The 17,444-nt window shown below is 69.7% G+C and carries 13 protein-coding genes and 1 pseudogene; 10 read left to right on the forward strand and 4 right to left on the reverse strand.

The features are described from left to right. Window positions 1-15 precede the first annotated feature (15 nt). From J2X41_RS22395 to ybaL, 3 genes are all read right to left on the reverse strand, one after another. On the reverse strand, window positions 16-2,142 hold the full coding sequence (locus J2X41_RS22395) for a M13 family metallopeptidase (protein WP_310086124.1): 2,127 nt from the start codon (window positions 2,140-2,142) through the stop codon (window positions 16-18). An 80-nt stretch (window positions 2,143-2,222) separates the two neighbouring features. Then, a complete protein-coding gene (locus J2X41_RS22400) occupies window positions 2,223-2,723 on the reverse strand; it encodes a copper chaperone PCu(A)C (protein WP_310086127.1) in 501 nt (166 codons plus the stop codon). A gap of 276 nt (window positions 2,724-2,999) precedes the next feature. Next, complete coding sequence (ybaL, locus tag J2X41_RS22405) at window positions 3,000-4,652, reverse strand: YbaL family putative K(+) efflux transporter (RefSeq protein ID WP_310086130.1); 1,653 nt, start codon at window positions 4,650-4,652, stop codon at window positions 3,000-3,002. Between the two features lie 71 nt (window positions 4,653-4,723). On the opposite strand from ybaL, the gene J2X41_RS22410 reads away from it, so the two are divergent. From J2X41_RS22410 to J2X41_RS25375, 3 genes and pseudogenes are all read left to right on the forward strand, one after another. Then, window positions 4,724-4,987 (forward strand): helix-turn-helix transcriptional regulator, encoded by a 264-nt coding sequence (locus J2X41_RS22410; protein ID WP_310086133.1) that lies wholly within the window; start codon window positions 4,724-4,726, stop codon window positions 4,985-4,987. A 39-nt stretch (window positions 4,988-5,026) separates the two neighbouring features. Beyond that, window positions 5,027-6,799, forward strand: coding sequence for a cation:proton antiporter (locus J2X41_RS22415; protein WP_404979976.1), 1,773 nt, complete (start codon window positions 5,027-5,029; stop codon window positions 6,797-6,799). 24 nt (window positions 6,800-6,823) lie between these two features. Further along, window positions 6,824-6,913 (forward strand): annotated as a pseudogene (locus J2X41_RS25375) (hypothetical protein); the annotation flags it as partial. A gap of 11 nt (window positions 6,914-6,924) precedes the next feature. Here the strand turns inward: J2X41_RS25375 and J2X41_RS22420 are convergent. After that, on the reverse strand, window positions 6,925-8,424 hold the full coding sequence (locus J2X41_RS22420; RefSeq protein ID WP_310086139.1) for a serine hydrolase domain-containing protein: 1,500 nt from the start codon (window positions 8,422-8,424) through the stop codon (window positions 6,925-6,927). A 165-nt stretch (window positions 8,425-8,589) separates the two neighbouring features. On the opposite strand from J2X41_RS22420, the gene J2X41_RS22425 reads away from it, so the two are divergent. The 7 genes from J2X41_RS22425 (at window position 8,590) to J2X41_RS22455 (ending at window position 17,399) form a co-directional block, all read left to right on the forward strand. Further along, complete coding sequence (locus J2X41_RS22425; RefSeq protein ID WP_310086142.1) at window positions 8,590-9,234, forward strand: helix-turn-helix domain-containing protein; 645 nt, start codon at window positions 8,590-8,592, stop codon at window positions 9,232-9,234. Continuing rightward, the gene (locus tag J2X41_RS22430) at window positions 9,231-10,217 is read left to right on the forward strand and encodes an HlyD family efflux transporter periplasmic adaptor subunit (protein ID WP_310086145.1); all 987 of its coding nucleotides are present in this window, start codon (window positions 9,231-9,233) and stop codon (window positions 10,215-10,217) included. The genes J2X41_RS22425 and J2X41_RS22430 overlap by 4 nt, the downstream gene beginning before the upstream one ends. After that, complete coding sequence (locus tag J2X41_RS22435; protein WP_310086148.1) at window positions 10,214-11,140, forward strand: ABC transporter ATP-binding protein; 927 nt, start codon at window positions 10,214-10,216, stop codon at window positions 11,138-11,140. Before J2X41_RS22430 ends, J2X41_RS22435 begins: the two co-directional genes overlap by 4 nt. Next, the gene (locus tag J2X41_RS22440) at window positions 11,137-12,327 is read left to right on the forward strand and encodes an ABC transporter permease (RefSeq protein WP_310086150.1); all 1,191 of its coding nucleotides are present in this window, start codon (window positions 11,137-11,139) and stop codon (window positions 12,325-12,327) included. Before J2X41_RS22435 ends, J2X41_RS22440 begins: the two co-directional genes overlap by 4 nt. Before the next feature lie 327 nt (window positions 12,328-12,654). After that, a complete protein-coding gene (locus J2X41_RS22445) occupies window positions 12,655-13,857 on the forward strand; it encodes an OmpA family protein (RefSeq protein WP_310086153.1) in 1,203 nt (400 codons plus the stop codon). Between the two features lie 471 nt (window positions 13,858-14,328). Then, on the forward strand, window positions 14,329-16,209 hold the full coding sequence (locus J2X41_RS22450) for a ribonucleoside-diphosphate reductase subunit alpha (protein WP_310086155.1): 1,881 nt from the start codon (window positions 14,329-14,331) through the stop codon (window positions 16,207-16,209). A 182-nt stretch (window positions 16,210-16,391) separates the two neighbouring features. After that, the gene (locus J2X41_RS22455) at window positions 16,392-17,399 is read left to right on the forward strand and encodes a lipid A-modifier LpxR family protein (protein ID WP_310086157.1); all 1,008 of its coding nucleotides are present in this window, start codon (window positions 16,392-16,394) and stop codon (window positions 17,397-17,399) included. Window positions 17,400-17,444: the final 45 nt, after the last annotated feature.

A 17,444-nucleotide genomic window follows, 5' to 3' on the forward strand; every position in this document is an offset into this window, starting at 1 on the left:
CGCTCCTGACGCCAACTACCAGATCCGCACCCGGTCCTCCGGCGCGACGTACAGCTTGTCGCCCGGCTTGACGTCGAAGGCGCTGTACCAGCCGTCCTGGTTCCGGATCGTGCCGTTGACGCGATAATAGGCCGGCGAGTGCGGGTCGCTGACCACTTGCTGGCGCAGCGCGTCGTCGCGGATCTTCGAGCGCCAGACCTGGGCCCAGCCGAGATAGACGCGCTGGTCGCCGGTGAAGCCGTCGAGCACCGGGGCCGGCTTGCCCGCCAGCGAGGCGTGGTAGGCCTGAAGCGCGAAGGCCAGGCCGCCCATGTCGCCGATGTTCTCACCCATGGTCAGGGCGCCATTGACCTTGGCGCCGGGCAGGGGCTCGAAGGCGCCGTACTGGGCGCCCAGCTTGTCGGCCTGGGCCTTGAACTTGGCGGCGTCCTCGGCCGTCCACCAGTCGCGCAGCACGCCCTTGCCGTCCGACTTGCGGCCCTGGTCGTCGAAGCCGTGGCTGATCTCGTGGCCGATCACCCCGCCGATGCCGCCGTAGTTGACGGCCGGGTCGGCGTCCGGATGGAAGAACGGGGCCTGCAGGATGGCGGCCGGGAAGACGATCTCGTTGTTGACCGAGTTGTAGTAGGCATTGACCGTCTGCGGGGTCATGCCCCACTCGGTCTTGTCGACGGGCTGGTTCAGGCGCTCGACGTCGTGGCGCCATTCGAAGGCGCCCGAGCGCAGGGCGTTGCCGTAGACGTCGTCGGCCTTGATCACCAGCTTGGAATAGTCGCGCCACTTGTCGGGATAGCCGATCTTGACGGTGAACTGGGCCAGCTTGTCCTCGGCCTGGGCCTTGGTTTCCGGCGACATCCAGTCCAGCGTCTCCAGGCGGGCCTTCAGCACGCCGCGGATGTTGCCGACCAGGTCGATCATCTTGGCCTTGGACTCCGGCGGGAAGTAGCGCGCCACGTAGACGCGGCCGACCGCCTCGCCCAGCTGGTCGTTGACCGAGGCGACGGCGCGCTTCCAGCGCGGCTTCTGCTCGGGCTGGCCGGCCAGGGTCTTGTTGCGGAACGCGAAGCTGGCGTCGACGAAGCGCTTGGACAGCAGCGGCGCGGCGCCGTCGGCGACCTTGAACGCCTGCCAGGCCTTCAGGGTGTCCAGCGGGGTGTCGGCGTAGATCTTGGCGAACTTGGGGAAGGCGGTGTTGGTGGTCACCACCACGCGGTCGATCGCCGGCAGCTCGGTCCCGACCAGGTAGCGGTTCCAGGCGAAGCCGGGGGTCAGCGTCTGGAGTTCGGCCAGGGTCATGGGGTTGTAGGTCTTGTCGCGGTCGCGGCGCTCGGCGCGGGTCCAGGAGGCCTCGGCCAGCTGGGTCTCGAAGGCGACGACGGCCTTGGCGTTCTCGGCCGGCTTGTCCCAGCCGATCATCGTCAGCATCTGGGCGACATAGGCCTCGTAGGCGGCCTTCTTCTCGGCGAACTTGACGTCGAGATAGTAGTCGCGGTCGGGCAGGCTGAGGCCGCCGGTCGTGGCGTAGACCGCGTAGCGCGTCGGGGCCTTGGCGTCGGGGCTGATCCCCAGGCCCAGGATCGCCGAGAAGCCGGTGGTCGGGTTGCGGCCCATCAGGGCGGTGAAGTCGTCCTTGGTCCCGACCTTGCGGATGTCGGCCAGTTCCGGGGCGATCGGCTTGGCGTCCAGCTTTTCGGCCAGGGCCTCGTCCATGAACGCCTTGTAGGCGGCGCCGATCTTGACCGTGTCGGCGTCGGGGGCCTTGCTGCCGGCGGCCTCGGTGATGATCGCCTTGGTGCGGGCCTCGGACAGCTCGGCCAGCTTGTCGAAATTGCCGTAGCGGGTGCGGTCGCTGGGGATGGCGGTGTTGGCGTCCCAGGTCCCGCTGGCGAACTTGTAGAAGTCGTCGCCCGGCCGGGCCGAGCGGTCCATGCCGGCGACGTCGAAGCCCCAGGCGCCGTAGCGCGGCGACTCCAGCGACATGGTCGCCGGACCGGCCGCCGGCGTGTCGGCGGCGACGAACAGCGACTGCAGGGTGCAAGCCTCGTTCAGGCAGGCGTGGTCGTGATCCTCGCGCGCCTGCGCGCCGAAGGCCGAGAGGGACAGCGCGGCCATGGCGGCGGCGGCGAACCAGATTCGTTTCATGAAGCAGCGATCCGTTGAAAAACCGAACCGCGACTTGGCCATCAACCGGGGCGTTTCGTCCCTTACTTTTTTGTCATGTTTCAGTGGTCGTGATGCATGCCCGCCATTGGATCGGCCATCGGATCGGTCGCGCCGGCTTTCGCGGCGCCCGATTCCACCGCCAGGTCGACGCGGATCCGCCGGCCACCGTCGAACACCAGGGTCAGCGGGACCTTGCCGCCCACGGCCTGGGCGCGGGTCAGGCCCATCAGCATCAGGTGATAGCCGCCGGGCGCGAAGGCGACCTTGGCGCCGGGCGCGATCGTCAGGCCGTCGGTCACCGGCCGCATCGACGAGACCCCGCCCGCCTGGCTGGTCTGGTGCACGGTCACGGAGCGAGCGGCGGAGCTCTGGACCATCAGCAGCCTGACCGGCTTGGCCCCGACATTGGCCAGGGTCAGGTAGCCGACGCCGTTCATGCCGGCCTGGGCTGGCCGCGTCCACGGGTGGCGGATCTCGATCCCGCCGACCCGATAGTCGCCGGCGAAGGCGGGCGCCGCGGCGGCCAGGGCGACGGCGAAGGCGAGGGCGAGGCGGTTCATGACGGTTCTCTGCATCGAAGCTTCATGCCCGGTTCGGCGGGCGTTGGTAAGGCGACCTGTTGAAACGATGACGATGTCGAACTCGACGTCGTCGAACTCGCCTCCGATGTTGTCATCCCGCCGCGGCGAAGCGGAGGTCGACAGCCGAGGCCGTGCGTGGTCCTCGTCCTTCGACAAGCTCAGGATGAGGACCATTTATAGACCTCGCCAGTAGAAAGCCTCATCCTGAGCTTGTCGAAGGACGAGGTTTTCGGTCCCCGGACGTGAAGGTCTTCCCTAATGCACGGGGGCCGCCGGCGCCGCGCGCTTCGGGGCCAGGGCCAGCATGCCGCGGGCGATCTCCTGCTCGCCGATCAGGGCGTGGTCGGCGCCCATGCCGGTCAGCAGGTCGACGTCGTTGTCGGTATAGGCGCGGGCGATGATCTTGACCCTGGCGTTGGCGGCGCGGGCCTGTTCGATGATCCGGGCGGCCTCGAACGGGCTGGGCACGGCGACGAACAGGTGGGTGGCCTCGGCCAAGCCGGCCCGCAGCAGCACCTCGGGCCGGACCGCGTTGCCCTGGACCGCCTCGAAGCCGCCGGCCCGCAGCGCGTCGGCCCGCTCGCCCTCGTCCTCGATCACCACCAGCGGCATGCGGCCCTTCAGCCCCTCGGCCACGGCCTTGCCGACCCGGCCGTAACCGACCAGCACGCCGTGCGGCTGGGCCGCCAGCGCCGGCGCCGCCGGCTCGCCCGTCCGCCCGACCAGCCGGGGCAGCACCTTGTCCAGCACCGCGAACAGCAGCGGGTTGAGCAGGATCGACAGGATGGCCCCGGCCAGGATCAGGTCCTGGCCGTCCTTGGGGAGCAGCTTCAGCGACACGCCCAGGCTGGCCAGGATGAACGAGAACTCGCCGATCTGGGCCAGGCTGGCCGAGATGGTCAGGGCCACGCTCTGCGGGCGCTTGAAGGCGACGACGATCAACCAGGCGGCCAGCGACTTGCCGACCACGATGATCGCCAGGGTGGCCAGCACGGCCAGGGGCTCGCGCAGGATCACCGACCAGTTGAACAGCATGCCGATCGAGACGAAGAACAGCACCGCGAAGGCGTCGCGCAGCGGCAGGGTCTCGTTGGCGGCCTGCTGGGAAAGCTCGCTCTCGGCCATGATCATGCCGGCGAAGAAGGCCCCCAGGGCGAACGAGACCCCGAACAGCGCCGCCGAGCCGAACGCCACCCCGAGCGCGATGGCCAGCACCGCCAGCCGGAACAGCTCGCGCGAGCCGGTGTGGGCGATGCGGTGCAGGATCCACGGGATCAGCCGGCGGCCGACGATCAGCATCAGGGCCACGAAGGCCGCGACCTTGCCGATGGTCATGGCGAAGGCGCCGAACAGGCCCCCGGGGCCGGGCGGCGGGGCCTCGCCGCCCAGGATCCCCGACAGGGCCGGCAGCAGCACCAGGGCCAGCACCATGGCCAGGTCCTCGACGATCAGCCATCCGACGGCGATGCGCCCGCGGTCGGTCTCGATCAGCCGCCGCTCCTGCAGGGCGCGCAGCAGCACCACGGTCGAGGCCACCGACAGGGCCAGGCCGAACACGATGCCGGCCCCGAGCGTCCAGCCCAGCAGGTGAGCCAGGCCGATCCCCATGGCGGTGGCGGCCAGGATCTGGACCACGGCGCCGGGGATGGCGATCTTGCGCACCGCCATCAGGTCCTTGACCGAGAAGTGCAGCCCCACGCCGAACATCAGCAGGATCACGCCGATCTCGGCCAGTTGCGGGGCCAACTCCTGGTCGGCCACGTAGCCGGGGGTGAACGGGCCGACGACCACGCCGGCCACCAGGTAGCCGACCAGGACCGGCAGCTTCAGGCGGTTGGCGATGGCGCCGAACACGAAGGCCAGGCCCAGGCCCGCGACGATGGTGGCGATCAGCGAGGTGTGGTGCAAAGGCGCTCCTTGACGGTCAACATTTTCGGTCGTATTCAACCAATATGGGTGACGATACCCAGGAGCACCAGATGCCCCACGCCAAAATTCTCCTGCCGGCCCAGTGCCGGGGCGCCCGCGGCCTGCTCAGCTGGTCGCAGGGCGAGCTGGCCGACCGGGCGGGCGTTTCGCGCAGCACGGTCAAGGACTTCGAGACCGAGCGCCACGCCCTGCACCATAGCACCGAACGCCTGCTGATCGACGCGCTGGAAGCCGGCGGCGTCGCGCTGATCCCGCCCGGCGGCGACCTCGGGGCCGAGGCCGGGGCGGGCGTAAGACTGAAGCTAGCCAGCTAGGAACGCGCCAAGAGGGGGCAAGACCACGTGAACCACGCGATGTCGCCGGCGGACTACAAGGACCTGGTGCTGTTCCTGGCCACGGCGGGCATCGTCGCGCCGCTGTTCAAGCGGCTGAAGCTGAACCCGATCCTGGGCTTCCTGATCGCCGGGGTGGTCCTGGGGCCGTTCGGCCTGGGCGCCCTGAGCCGCAGCTTTCCGTGGCTGGACTACGTCACCGTCGACAACCCGCAGGAAATCGCCCAGCTGGCCGAGTTCGGGGTGGTGTTCCTGCTGTTCATGATCGGGCTGGAGCTGTCGTGGGAGCGGCTGCGGCTGATGCGCAAGCTGGTCTTCGGCCTGGGCGCCCTGCAGATGATCGGCTGTTCGCTGGCCCTGGGGGCGATCGCCATGGCCCTGGGCCAGCCGCCGGTGGCCGCCCTGGCGATCGGCGCGGCCCTGACCCTGTCGTCCACCGCCATCGCCGTGCCGGTGCTGGTCGAGCGCAAGCGGCTGCACGCCGAGGGCGGCCGGGCCACCTTCTCGGTGCTGCTGTTCCAGGACCTGGCCGTGGCCCCGATCCTGATCACCCTGGCCATCCTGGGCCGGGGCGACGGCACGTTCGGCCTGGGCGACCTGCTGGCCCTGGGCCCGGCGGCGGTCGGGCTGGGAGCGATCGTGCTGTTCGGCCGCCTGGCCCTGCGGCCGATGATGCGCTCGGTGGCGAAAGCCAAGAGCGAAGAGATGTTCATGGCCGCCTGCCTGCTGGTGATCATCGGCGCGGGGCTGGTGGCGTCGCTGTCGGGCCTGTCGATGGCCCTGGGCGCCTTCGTGGCCGGCATCCTGCTGGCCGAGACCGAGTACCGCCACGAGGTCGAGGTCAAGATCGAGCCGTTCAAGGGCCTGCTGCTCAGCCTGTTCTTCGTGTCGCTGGGCATCCGCCTCGACTTGTCGCTGCTGGTCGCCTCGCCGGCCCTGGTGCTGGGCGTCGCCGTCGGCCTGCTGGTGGTCAAGGGCGTGATGATCCTGGGGCTGGGCCGGCTGTTCGGCCTATCGAACCGGGCGTCCATCGAGGCGGCCCTGACCCTGGCGGCCGGCGGCGAGTTCGCCTTCGTGATCCTGGACAACGCCATGGCGGCCAGCGTGGTCTCCGACCAGGTCGGCCAGGCCGTGCTGGTGGCCGCGACCCTGACCATGTTCCTGATCCCGGTCCTGTCGGGCCTCGGCGGGCGACTGGCCAAGAAGGCGGCGGCGCCGGTCAGCGAGGCGCCCGACCTGGTGGGCCTGCACAGCGAGGAGCCGGCCGGCCGGGTGCTGGTGGTCGGCTACGGCCGGGTCGGCCGGCTGGTCGGCGACATGCTGGACCGCCACGACCTGCCGTGGATCGCCATCGACCGCGACCCCAGCTTCGTCCAGCAGGGCCGCCGCGCCGGCCACCGGGTCTATTTCGGCGACGCCTCGCGGGTCGAGCTGCTGGAGCGCTGCGGCCTGGACCACGCCCGGGCCGTGGTGGTGACCATGGACTCGCCGGAAGCGGCCGAGGCGGTGGTGGCCACCGCGCGCGGCCATCGCCCCGACCTGACCATCGTCGCCCGGGCCCGCGACGCCCGCCACGCCGCCCGGCTCTACGAGCTGGGCGCCACCGACGCCGTGCCCGAGACCATCGAGGCCAGCCTGCAGCTGTCGGAAGCCGTGCTGGTCGACATCGGCGTGCCCATGGGCCTGGTCATCGCCTCGATCCACGAGCGCCGCGACGAATACCGCAAGGTCCTGAACCGGCCGGACGCGCTGGGCGGGAAGAGGAAGCGGCTTAGGGACGCGGGGCGGGTTTAGGGCGTCTCGCGCGGTGCCTGGTCCTCGTCCTTCGACAAGCTCAGGATGAGGACCGTTGTGTAGGCGGTGGCAGTCGAAAACCTCATCCTGAGCTTGTCGAAGGACGAGGTTTTCGGACCAAGCCGCTACTGTCCCGCCGAGATCTTCGCGATCATCTTCTCGGCGTTGTCGTTGGCCGGGTTCAGCGCCAGCGAGCGGCGGTACTCGGCGATGGCCCCGGCCTTGTCGCCGGTCGCCGCCAGCGCCTCGGCGTAGCTGTCGTGGGCGTTCCAACTGTCGGGGTGCTGGGCGACATTGTAGCCGAACAGCGCCTTGGCGTCGGCCGGGCGCGGCGCGAACAGCAGGCGGTAGCCCCAGCCGTTGACGCGCTCCTCGGTGAGGTGAAGCTCCGGAAAGCGGCGGCGCGCGTCGGCGACCGAGGCGGCGACGTCGGCGTAGCGGCTCTGCTCGAGCGCGGCCTCCAGCGCCGCCAATCCGCGGGGGCGGCCGAACAGCGCCTCGTGCGCGGCGTCGGCGGCCGACTGCAGCGCGCCCTCCAGCCCCGCGCGGTTGGCCAGCAGGACGATGCCGTAGCCCTTGTCCGGATAGAAATCGCAATAGCTCGAGAAGCCGAAGGTGCCGCCGCCGTGGCGCAGGTAGACCTGGCTGTCGGCGGTCTTGGCGATCATCCAGTGGAAGCCGATCGCGCCGGTGTCGGGCGAGCCCCAGGCCGGCTGGTGGGTCAGGGCGATGGCGGGATCGCGCGCGGCCAGTTGGGCGGCGAGGTAGCGGGCCATGTCCGCCGCCGAATAGCGCAGTCCGCCGGCCGCGCGGACCACGAGCGCGGTGAGCGCCGGCGTCGCGGGGCCGCTGGGGTCATAGCCCTGTGCGACCAGGGCGGACGACGGCGCGGCGACGCCCGAGGCCATGCCCAGCGGCCGCTCGACATACTGGGCCAGCAAGGCCTCATACGGGCGGCCGTAGAGCCGTTCCAGCACGATCCCGACCAGTTGCGAGGCGACGTTGGAGTGGCGCGGCGCCGCGCCGGGGGTGTCGACCAGGCTGGCCGTGCGCAGGTCGGCCATCAGCTTCTCGGACGTATAGCCCTCAAGGAGCTTGGCGGCGATGAACGGGATCTGCTCGGGCTTGGCGTCGCCGATCGCCTGGCGCCAGTCGGGCAGGTTGTCCGGCAGGGCCGAGGTGGTGTCGACCAGGTCGATCAGCCGCACGGGGCGGTCGCCACGCGCGAGGTTGCCGTAGCCCGGGGGCAGGTATTTTCGCACGTCGTCCGAGGCGGCCGCGCGGCCCTCGAGGATCGCGTGGGCCAGCAGCAGGCCGGTGAAGGTCTTGGAGATCGAACCGATCTCGTAGACGCTGCGCTCGGTCGCTGGCGTGGAGCCGCCGCGCGTGATCAGGCCGGCGTTGTGAAAGCGGGTGCGTCCGCCGTGCACGACGGCGGCCGAGATACCGTCGACGCGGCCCGTGCGCACGAACTCCGCGACGATCGTTCCGACCGGATCCGCCGCCCCGGCCGCGTTCGCCGCGTCGGACAGCGCCAGCGGAATCGCCGGCGCCAGGGCGAGCAGCTCGCGCCGCGCCATGCCCCTTGCGCGCGGGGTCGAGGAAGTCCGGGCGATGGTGGTCATCAAGGAGGTCCGCTGCCGAGGTTCGCGAGGCAACCTAGGGGCGATGCGGCCTTCGACATAGTGACATCGGGTTCACCTGCGGGGCCTGGGCTTCGCCGAAGCTTGCGATCGTCGCGATTTCGTATATAACTGACGAGTCAGTTATATACATCGAGCGCCCGCACCATGCAGACCGGCCAGCCCAAGTGGCGACGACGCAGCGAGGCCCGGCCCGGCGAGATCATCGCCGCGGCGCTGGAGGTGTTCTCCGAAAAGGGCTTCGCGGCCGCGCGGCTGGACGACATCGCCGCCCGGGCCGGGGTCTCCAAGGGCGCGCTCTATCTCTATTTCGAGACCAAGCAGGACCTGTTCCGGGCGGTGGTGCGCGAGACGATCGTCCCCAACCTGGCGACCGTCGCCGGCTTCGTGGCCCAAAGCCCCCTGCCGTTCGGCCACCTGATCCGCCTGGCCTTCGCCCGCGTCGCCGAGGTGATCACCCAGGGCCGGCTGGGCGCGGTGGCCAAGATGGTGATCGGCGAGTCGCGCAACTTCCCCGAACTGGCCAAGGTCTGGCACGAGGACGTGGTCTCGGTGATGCTGGGGGCGATCAGCGCGGCGGTGGCCGCCGCCCAGGCGCGCGGCGAAGTGCGGCCGGGCGATCCCCAGCTCTATGTGTTCAGCCTGGCCGGGCCCCTGCTGCTGGGCGTGCTGTGGCGCGAGGTGTTCGTGCCGGTCGGGGTCAAGCCGATCGACCTGAAGGCCCTGCTGGCCCAGCACGCCGAGGTCGTCCTGCAGGGCATGCTGGTCCAGCCGGCGGAGGGGCGCGCATGAAGCCGCCGGTTCGCATCGTCCTGGCCGTCGTGGCCGTCGGCGTCGTCGGGTTCGTCGCCTGGCGGCTCTGGGGGCCGGGCGCGGCCCATCCTCGGCGGCTGTCGGGCTATGTCGAGGGCGAGACGCTGTATGTCGGGGCCTCGGCGGCGGGGCCGGTCAGCACGGTGTCGGTGCAGCGCGGCCAGCGGGTCGTCGCCGGCCAGCCGCTGTTCGCCCTGGACGCCGCCCAGCTGGTCGCCGCCCGCGACCAGGCCGCCGCCCAGGCCGCCGCCGCCCAGTCCCAGGCCCTGGACGCCGCCAAGGGCCAGCGGCCGGACGAACTGGCGGTCTACGACGCCCAGCGGGCCGCCGCCGCCGCCGCCCTCGCCGAGGCCCAGGCCGACTACAACCGTATCGCGCCCCTGGCGGCCAAGGGCATCTACGCCCCCGCTCGCCTCGACCAGGCGCGCGCCGCGCTGAAGACCGCCCAGGCCAATGTCCGCACCGTCGAGCAGCAGCGCCGGGTCGGAACGCTGGGCGGGCGAACCGACGCCGTCCGCGCCGCGCAAAGCCAGGCCGCCGCGGCCCGCGAGCAGCTGGCGGTCGCCCAGAACCGCCTGGACCAGATCAGCCCCAGGGCCCCGGCCGCCGCCCGGGTGCAGGACGTCTTCTACCAGCCCGGCGAGTGGGTGGCGGCCAACCAGCCAGTGGTGGCCCTGCTGGCCGACGACCGGGTGCGCCTGCGCTTCTACGTGCCCCAGGCCGAGGTCGCGCTCTATCGGCCGGGGACGCGGATCGCCTTCGCCTGCGACGGCTGCAAGGCCGGGCTCGGGGCCCGGATCAATTTCGTCAGTCCCCGGGCCGAGTTCACTCCGCCGGTGATCTACAGCCGCGACGCCCGCGACCGGCTGGTGTTCCTGATCGAAGCCCTGCCGGACCACCCGGCCGACCTGCCGCCGGGCCTGCCGGTCGACGTGGTCCCGCTGAAGGCCGCGGGCAAGTGAGCGTCGCCGACCTCGCCGTCGACGTGCGCGGCCTGGACAAGTCGTACGGCGACAAGCACGTGGTCCAGGACCTGACCATCCAGGTCGGGGCGGGCAAGATCACCGGCTTCCTGGGCCCCAACGGTTCGGGCAAGACCACCACCCTGCGCATGCTGTGCGGCCTGCTGACCCCGGACGACGGCGAGGGGACGGTGCTGGGGCTGGACTTCCGTCGTCGCGCCGAGGCGATCAAGCGCCAGACCGGCTACATGACCCAGAAGTTCTCGCTCTACGAGGACCTGTCGATCCGCGAGAACCTGGACTTCACGGCGCGGATCTACGGCCTGGACCGCCGGCGGGAGCGGGTGGACGAAGCCCTGGACCGCCTGGGCCTGGCCAATCGCCAGAAGCAGCTGGCCGGCAGCCTGTCCGGTGGCTGGAAGCAGCGCCTGGCCCTGGCCGCCTGCGTGCTGCACGAACCGCGCCTGCTGCTGCTGGACGAACCCACGGCGGGCGTCGATCCCCAGGCGCGGCGCGAGTTCTGGGATGAGATCCACGCCCTGTCGGCCGAGGGCCTGACCGTGATGGTCTCTACCCACTACATGGACGAGGCCGAGCGCTGCCACGACATCGCCTATATCGCCTACGGCAAGCTGATGGCCCGCGGCACGCTGGATGACGTGATCGGCCAGTCGGGCCTGACCACGTTCCGGGCCGAGGGGCCCGGGGCCGACCGCCTGGGCCGGGAGCTGGCCAAGGCGCCGGGCGTGGCCATGGCCGCGCCGTTCGGCGCCGCCCTGCACGTCAGCGGCCAGGACCGCGCGGCGCTCGAGGCCGCCATCGCCCCCTACCGCAAGCCGCCGCTGACCTGGACCGAGGTGTCGCCCACCCTGGAGGACGTGTTCATCCAGCTGATGGCCTCGTCGAAGGACAACTTCCAATGAGCGCCCCAAGGAGCGCCCAGTCTTCCGATCCGCGGACTTCGGCCGATCGCGGCCTGTCGCTGAACCGCATCCTGGCGGTGCTGACCAAGGAGTTCATCCAGCTCACGCGTGACCGGCTGACCTATGCGATGATCCTGGTCATGCCGATCGTCCAGCTGCTGCTGTTCGGCTACGCCATCAACAGCGACCCGCGCGACCTGCCGACGGCGGTGCTGGTGCAGGACCACGGGCCCATGGCCCGCTCGGCCCTCTCGGCCCTGGCCCACAACGGCTATTTCAAGATCGTCCGCGAGGCCGCCTCGCCCGAGGAGCTGGACCAGGCCATCGCCCGGGGCGAGGTGCAGTTCGCCCTGACCATCCCCGCCGACTTCACCCGGCGCGTGGTGCGCGGCGACGACGCCCAGATCCTGGTCGAGGCCGACGCGTCGGACCCCGCCGCCACCGGCGGGGCCATCGCCGCCCTGGCCAATCTTCCACGTACCGCGCTTTCCCGCGACCTGGTCGGCGCGGCCGCGTCGCCTTCCGATCTGGGGGGCGGCCAGGAACCGTTCGAGGTGGTGATCCACCGGCGCTACAATCCCGAAGCCATCACCGCCTACAACATCGTGCCGGGCCTGCTGGGCGTAGTGCTGTCCCTGACCCTGGTGATGATGACCTCGCTGGGCATGACCCGCGAATATGAGCGCGGCACGATGGAGAGTCTGCTGGCCACCCCGGCCAAGCCGATCGAGGTGATGATCGGCAAGCTCTCGCCCTATGTGGTGGTGGGCCTGATCCAGACGGTGGTGATCCTGGTCCTGGCGCGGGTGCTGTTCGCGGTGCCCATGGCGGGCGGCTGGGACGCCCTGGCCGTGGGCGTGGTGCTGTTCATCCTGGGGTCGCTGTCGCTGGGCTTCCTGATCTCGACCGTGGCCCGCAACCAGCTGCAGGCCGTGCAGATGTCATTCTTTTACATTCTGCCGTCGATCCTGCTGTCGGGCTTCATGTTCCCGTTCCGGGGCATGCCGGCCTGGGCCCAGGCCCTGGGCAGCGTGATTCCGGTGACCCACTTCCTGCGGGTCGTGCGCGGGTCTTTACTTAAAGGACTGGGTGTTCTGGACCTGTGGACAAGTCTTGCCGCCCTGGCGGTATTTGTCGTGGCCATCGCCGCCGCCGCCATGTCCCGCTATCGCCGAACCCTCGACTGAGGTAGCCGGCGCCCTTTGTACGGCCCGGCGGAATCCGCCCCCGAACGCGACGTTTTTACGCATCCTTGAAGGGCAAAACGTGCCCAAGGCCTTGCGCTGCGCGGATTCACGTGCGAACCGATACCATGCTGGCGCTTTTTCCGAGACAGTCAGCCGAAACGCTCGGAAGTTGATTCTGTGGGGGCGGTCAGGTGTTCGCGGCGTCTTCCCTAAGGGACGCCGAAACCTGGCGGGTGTTGCTCTGCTGACACTTTCGCGGATCGCGCGCCTTGGTATAACAATGCTCGGTCGGTCTCGGCCGGTGCAGGGCAATAGAGGGCTCTTGATATGAAACTTCAACTCCTGGCGGGGGTGGCTCTGGCCGCGGTGTTCGCCGCTGGCGCCGCTTCGGCCCAAGAGACCGGCTGGTACGGCGCGGTCGACCTTGGCTACCACTGGCCCGAGGGCATCACTACCGAATCCGAACAGATCCTGCGGGACGGCGCTGCGGCGCACTGGACCTGGTCGACGGACAACGACTGGGCCGGCTTCGTCCGCCTGGGCTACCAGTTCAACCCGAACTGGCGCGCTGAAGTCGAGGGCGGCTATCGCCCCGGCGACCTGACCAGCGTCCGCGGCAACCCGGTTCGCCAGCAGCCGCTCGGCCTCTGCACCCCCGGCGTGACCCGCACCACGGCCGCCCCGACCTGCGGCAGCCCGTCGGGCTCGATCGACTCCTGGTCGCTGATGGTCAACGTCCTGTACGACTTCGCGCCGGAATCGTGGATCAACCCGTACCTGGGCGCCGGCGTGGGCATCAATCGCCTGGACGTCAGCGCGCTGGGCCAATACAGCGGCGTCGGCCCGGTCACCGCGACCAACCCGGCGATCCAGAACCTGACGGCCGACGACGACGACATCGCCATCGCCTGGCAGGCCATCGCCGGCGCCTCGATCAAGGCGACCGACAAGCTGAAGGTCGACGTGACCTATCGCTGGTTCGCGACCCAGGACCACAGCTGGCAAACCACCAGCTCGGGCCCGATCAACCCCGGCGCGTTCGAAGGGCAGTACAAGGATCAATCGCTGACCGTCGGTCTGCGGTACTCCTTCGCGGCTCCGCCGCCCCCGCCGCCCCCTCCTCCGCCCCCGCCCCCGCCGCCGCCTCCCCCGCCGCCTCCCCCGCCCCCGCCGCCTCCGCCGCCGGTGGCCTACGAGGCCAAGGAATTCATCGTCTACTTCCCGTTCGATCAGTACGTGCTGACGCCGGAAGCCCAGTCGGTGGTTTCGGAAGCCGCGAACTACGCGACCTCGGGTCACGCCACCAAGCTGGTGGTCGTCGGTCACACCGACACCTCGGGTTCGCCGAAGTACAACGCCAAGCTCTCGGAGCGTCGTGCGAAGGCCGTGGCTGACGCCCTGGTCGGCGCCGGTGTCGCCGCCGACACCCTGGCCGTTGACTGGAAGGGCGAAAGCGCCCCCGCCGTCGCCACCGGCGATGGTGTGAAGGAACCGCTGAACCGCCGTTCCACGATCTCGATCAACTTCTAAGATCCAGATCGCGAACTAGGTTGAGGGCCCGGCGGCGACGCCGGGCCCTTTTCTTTTGTCTCGTCTCCTTGCCTCGACCGCCGTCGCGCCAGGGTGTGGAAGCCGAGAAATGAAGGGGCCAGGGATGCGCCGTGGGCGTCGGATCGCCCATCGGCGGGAGGCTGGCCGAAGCAAGCGCCTTTCGATGGAATCCGGTCCGCGATCGGATCACTTCTTTGTGGCCCGCGACAGCACGTCGCAGCCGCGTTCGCCTTTGCCGTGCAACCCCTTGATGATGCCCAGCATCTTCTCGGCCACCGTTGTTCGTTCACAGCTTGTTAAGAAAAAACTCGCCCGCGGGGCGCATCTCGTCGTTGACGAGTCATTAGCCACTGTGGCCCCATATGTGGGCTGAGGGGGCTCCTCGGCCACAAGATGTAGCGGCTGGGCGGGGCGATCCCTTTTCCGGAACACGCTGATTGATTATGGATTTTGATCATGAACGGCAGTGAAGCGGCGAAGACGACGGCTATCCCCCAGGCCCGCACCGGCGGGATGAAGGCCGAACGTCCGAAACTGGCGCTGGTGCGCAAGGTCGAGGTCGATCGCTCGCGCGACGCCCTGCTGACCGATTTCGGCAAGACCACGCTGGAAGACCGCTACCTGCTGCCCGGCGAGTCCTACCAGGACATGTTCGCCCGCGTGTCGACGGCCTTCGCCGACGACGCCGACCACGCCCAGCGCGTCTACGACTATATGAGCCAGCTGTGGTTCATGCCGTCGACCCCGGTGCTCAGCAACGGCGGCGCCGAGCGCGGCCTGCCGATCAGCTGCTTCCTGAACGCCGTCGACGACAGCCTGGACGGCATCCTGGGCGTCTGGAACGAGAACGTCTGGCTGGCGGCCAACGGCGGCGGCATCGGCACCTACTGGGGCGGCGTCCGGTCGATCGGCGAGAAGGTCAAGGGCCAGGGCCAGACCAGCGGCATCATCCCCTTCATCCGCGTGATGGACAGCCTGACCCTGGCGATCAGCCAAGGCAGCTTGCGCCGCGGTTCGGCGGCCGTCTATCTGGACATCCACCACCCGGAAATCGAAGAGTTCCTGGAGATCCGCAAGGCGTCGGGCGACTTCAACCGCAAGTCCCTGAACCTGCACCACGGCATCTCGATCACCGACGAGTTCATGCACGCCGTCCGCGACGGCCACAAGTTCGGCCTGCGCTCGCCCAAGACCAACGAGGTCCTGCGCGAGGTCGACGCCCGGGCCCTGTGGCAGAAGGTGCTGGAGCTGCGCCTGCAGACCGGCGAGCCCTACCTGATCTTCTCCGACACCGTGAACCGGGCCATGCCCCAGCACCAGCGCGAGCTGGGCCTGAAGGTCCGCCAGTCCAACCTGTGCAGCGAGATCATGCTGCACACCGGCGTCGACCACCTGGGCAACGACCGCACCGCCGTCTGCTGCCTGTCGTCGGTCAACGCCGAGACCTTCCTGGAGTGGCGCGACCACCCGATGTTCATCGAGGACATCATGCGCTTCCTCGACAACGTCCTGCAGGACTTCATCGACCGCGCCCCGGACGCCGCCTCGACCGCCGCCTACGCGGCCATGCGCGAGCGCTCGGTGGGCCTGGGCCTGATGGGCTTCCACAGCTTCCTGCAAAGCCAGAACGTGCCGTTCGAGAGCGCCCTGGCCAAGAGCTGGAACATGCGGATGTTCAAGCACCTGCGCCGCGAGGCCGACAAGGCCTCGATCGCCATCGGCCAGGAGAAGGGCCCCTGCCCCGACGCCGCCGAGCGCGGCTCGCTGGAGCGCTTCTCGCACAAGCTGGCCATCGCCCCGACCGCCTCGATCTCGATCATCTGCGGCGGCACCTCGGCCGGCATCGAGCCGATCCCGGCCAACATCTACACCCACAAGACCCTGTCGGGTTCGTTCGCGGTCAAGAACCCCTATCTGGAGCGTCTGCTCGAGGAGAAGGGTCAGAACACCGACGCGGTCTGGGGCTCGATCCTGGAGAACGAGGGCTCGGTCCAGCACCTGGACTTCCTCAGCCAGGACGACAAGGACGTCTACAAGACCGCCTTCGAGCTGGACCAGCGCTGGGTGGTCGAGCTGGCCGCCGACCGCACGCCGGAAATCTGCCAGAGCCAGTCGGTGAACATCTTCCTGCCCGGCGACGTCGACAAGTGGGACCTGCACATGCTGCATTGGCAGGCCTGGGAGCGCGGCGTGAAGTCGCTGTACTACCTGCGCTCCAAGTCGGTGCAGCGGGCGTCCTACGCCGGCTCGGACGTGGCGGTGGCGGGGCCTCTCAACGGCTTCGACGCGCCGTCCAAGACCGACTACGAGGAATGCTTGGCGTGCCAGTGATCCGGCCCGGGCGAACGCTCGGCAAGTCCTGAAAATCAACGGCGTCGCGGACCTCCGCGGCGCCGTTTTCGCGTCCGGAACCATCGCCCGCAAGAAATGTTGATGACGTGGGGATTTGTCCCATGGACGTCACTCGGATTCCGAGTAGGCTTTCAGTGGGGAAATGGGTTCTGGGGACCTGAATGCGTGCTTGCACGGCATTTGTCGCGATCTTGGGGGTAAGCGCTCTGGCTGTCGCCGCCGCGCAGGCCGCGCCGATGCGGTCCGCCCCGACGAAAGCCGCCAAGTCGTCCAGGCCTTCAGATAGGGCGTCCAGCGCCGTCCGCAAGCCTGCCTCGCCCAGCTTTGTCGTCGACCTGCGCGCCGGCGCGCCCGTGGACCTGGGCGTCCGCAACGTCCGGCCCGCCACCAGCAGCGCGGTCGGCTTCGCCGAGGCGCCCGCCACCAGGACCGGCCGCGACAGCGATCCCACCTTCGCGCTCTCGCCCGCCGGCGCCTATGGCGACGCCGGCCTGCTGGACGCCAACCGCTATTACGAGGGCCGCGGCCCGGTCACCTGGCGGTCCAACGCCTTCGTGGTCGGCGAGGGCCACCACGCCGTCGACTCGGTCCGCGTGTCGGTGGCCAGCGTCGCGCCGCTGGGCCAGACCCGGCCCCTGGCCCTGGTACGGCCCGAGCAGGACAGCTTCGAGGACCGCGACGTCGACGTCACCGTCACCCGCGGCTGGCCGGCGGCCGTGTCGCTGGGCGCCGGCAAGTACGCCCTGGACGTCACGCCGCACGCCGGCCTGGGCATCGGCGGGGCCGGCGGCTCGGCCGAGGCGGGCGCGACGGTGCGGTTCGGCAAGAAGATGGGCGACCGGGTGGTCAATTCGCTGGGCGTCGAGGACGGCCGCCAGTTCGGCCAGCAAGGGCGCTGGTACATGTTCGCCGCCGCCAGCGGCCAGGCCGTGGGCCTGAACATGCTGCGCAGCGGCGAGGGCGACTGGAGCCGGGCCGGGGTCACCACCGACGCCAGCAGCAAGCTGGTCGGCGACGGCCAGGCCGGCCTGGCCTGGCGCAAAGGGCCTATGCAAGCCTCGTTCGGCTATGTGCACCGCAAGATCAGGGCCAAGGACCAGATCATGGGCATGGCCACCCAGAAGGACGAGATGGTCGCCTTCTCGTTCAGCTTGAGGCCGCACTGGTAGGACAGCCGCGCCGGCGCGATGTGCTTCGGCGCTTGAGTTTCGGGC

This window comes from Caulobacter sp. BE254 (genome assembly GCF_031457295.1).
Taxonomy (GTDB): domain Bacteria; phylum Pseudomonadota; class Alphaproteobacteria; order Caulobacterales; family Caulobacteraceae; genus Caulobacter.

What these genes read in the sequence shown, in the direction of transcription:
- J2X41_RS22410 (WP_310086133.1), top strand. Translation starts at nt 4,724, where the DNA reads ATGCCCCACGCCAAAATTCTCCTGCCGGCCCAGTGCCGGGGCGCCCGC.
- J2X41_RS22445 (WP_310086153.1), top strand. Translation starts at nt 12,655, where the DNA reads ATGAAACTTCAACTCCTGGCGGGGGTGGCTCTGGCCGCGGTGTTCGCC.
- J2X41_RS22440 (WP_310086150.1), top strand. Translation starts at nt 11,137, where the DNA reads ATGAGCGCCCCAAGGAGCGCCCAGTCTTCCGATCCGCGGACTTCGGCC.
- J2X41_RS22420 (WP_310086139.1), bottom strand. Translation starts at nt 8,424, where the DNA reads ATGACCACCATCGCCCGGACTTCCTCGACCCCGCGCGCAAGGGGCATG.
- J2X41_RS22430 (WP_310086145.1), top strand. Translation starts at nt 9,231, where the DNA reads ATGAAGCCGCCGGTTCGCATCGTCCTGGCCGTCGTGGCCGTCGGCGTC.
- J2X41_RS22425 (WP_310086142.1), top strand. Translation starts at nt 8,590, where the DNA reads ATGCAGACCGGCCAGCCCAAGTGGCGACGACGCAGCGAGGCCCGGCCC.
- J2X41_RS22415 (WP_404979976.1), top strand. Translation starts at nt 5,027, where the DNA reads ATGTCGCCGGCGGACTACAAGGACCTGGTGCTGTTCCTGGCCACGGCG.
- J2X41_RS22400 (WP_310086127.1), bottom strand. Translation starts at nt 2,723, where the DNA reads ATGAACCGCCTCGCCCTCGCCTTCGCCGTCGCCCTGGCCGCCGCGGCG.
- J2X41_RS22455 (WP_310086157.1), top strand. Translation starts at nt 16,392, where the DNA reads ATGCGTGCTTGCACGGCATTTGTCGCGATCTTGGGGGTAAGCGCTCTG.
- J2X41_RS22395 (WP_310086124.1), bottom strand. Translation starts at nt 2,142, where the DNA reads ATGAAACGAATCTGGTTCGCCGCCGCCGCCATGGCCGCGCTGTCCCTC.